This is a genomic window from Flammeovirga sp. OC4, assembly GCF_000812565.1.
Taxonomy (GTDB): Bacteria; Bacteroidota; Bacteroidia; order Cytophagales; family Flammeovirgaceae; genus Flammeovirga.
In genome coordinates, this window is sequence record NZ_JTAM01000068.1 from 1 (window position 1) to 1,527 (window position 1,527).

Consider the following 1,527-nt stretch of genomic DNA (forward strand, 5'->3'; position numbering starts at 1 on the left):
TAGTAGAAATATAGATTAAAAGTTGACGATAATTTCGTTTACAATGTATTTATTATAGGTAGGTCGAATATTTTAATTAAAAGTTGATAATTGAGGTGTCTTCCCATAAGCCCATAATTTCAATTATGGGTCTACGCCCATCTAATTTTTTTTCACCTCTTCATAGGGGTTTTCTGAATTACCTCGCATATATAAGTGAAAGAGCTCCAAAGCTCAACTACTACAAGTATTAATAATATAAATAGAGACGAACATGTGTAATTCAGAAAAATTAAAAGAAACGTATAATCCAGATGTAGATCCAGTAAAATCATATCAGGATAAATGTAAAGTCAACTATGATTTTTACAACAAGGTAATTGCTACCAAAGAAAATAACGAAAGAAAGACGATTTACGAAGATACCATTGAACCGCATACAGGAAATGCATTCCCATTAAAAGCAGGTCAAACGATTCGTTTTGAACAAAGACCAAGCGAACACAATGGAAGAACGCAAATTTTAGATGTTCAATTTGTTACTCCTGATCTAAAACAATGGAGTGACCACTTAAACAATGGCCCAATTGAGGGTTTGAACTTGAAATTATATTCAGGTGTTTGGACGCAAAGTCAATACATGGAAAAAATAGCAACAGTAGTGGCAGATGAGTTTCCTTATGAACTGTTGGACGATAAAAATACATCACATATGTTTTTTGCTGCACATTGCTGTCCTGAATGGATTGAAATGACACATGGTAAGGAAGCAAATGTGAATAGCTGCCAAGAAAATTTCATTCATGGTTTCAACAGAATTCCTGCTATTCAAGCGATAAAAGACCCTGAAGAAAGAAAAAGAGTAGTACAGTTTTATGCAGATAAAAATGATATAAACATCTTCCAAGGTAATCGTTTTGGACAAGACGAAAATGGAATTACACGTTGTTTCTTATCACCAACACCTTCAGTACCTGATGGAACAGGTGTGGAGTTCTATGCTGAAAAAGATTGCTACGTGGTAGTGAGTAACTGCCCTTACGCTGATCAAGCATTACCTTTCCCAGAAGCAAAACCAAATCCTGTTTATATATCTGTAGAAGATACTGGAATTAAACCTTATTCTGATAATCATTTGAATATCAATCATGGTTGGGAGGATAAAATCTATGATCGTATTTTCTCAAAAGATGTTTCACCAAAAGAAATGATAGACTAAATTCTAATTGCTCTTTATAAGTGCTTATTGTCCTAGGACGGTAAGCATTTTTTGGGTTTGAACTATTTCTATAAAGGCTATAAGTCATTGGTTTACTATTTATTCTTCAATTAAAATGAAGAAGCTGTTTTCTATAATTTGCTAGTTAAAACATTTAATAGCATCTTATAACAAAATGAATAATAACATGTCAAATAGAAATTTTGTTCTTAATTCATTGTTGACTTGATCTTTATTTTGAAGATTCTACCTAGTGGTATTGAAGGGAAAAGCGTTAAGAATTTAGTTTTTGACTTCATAGCCTAGATTTTTTTGCTTCGTTTTTTCAT

Annotated in this window: 1 protein-coding gene; it reads left to right on the forward strand. The window is 32.4% G+C overall.

What is annotated here, in order from left to right; genetic code table 11:
• Positions 1–253: 253 nt before the first annotated feature.
• Positions 254–1,198 (forward strand): DUF1989 domain-containing protein, encoded by a 945-nt coding sequence (locus tag PL77_RS24055; RefSeq protein ID WP_044211132.1) that lies wholly within the window; start codon positions 254–256, stop codon positions 1,196–1,198.
• The last annotated feature ends 329 nt before the right edge of the window (positions 1,199–1,527 follow it).

Coding starts and splice junctions, on each gene's coding strand:
- PL77_RS24055 (WP_044211132.1), top strand. CDS start 254: ATGTGTAATTCAGAAAAATTAAAAGAAACGTATAATCCAGATGTAGAT.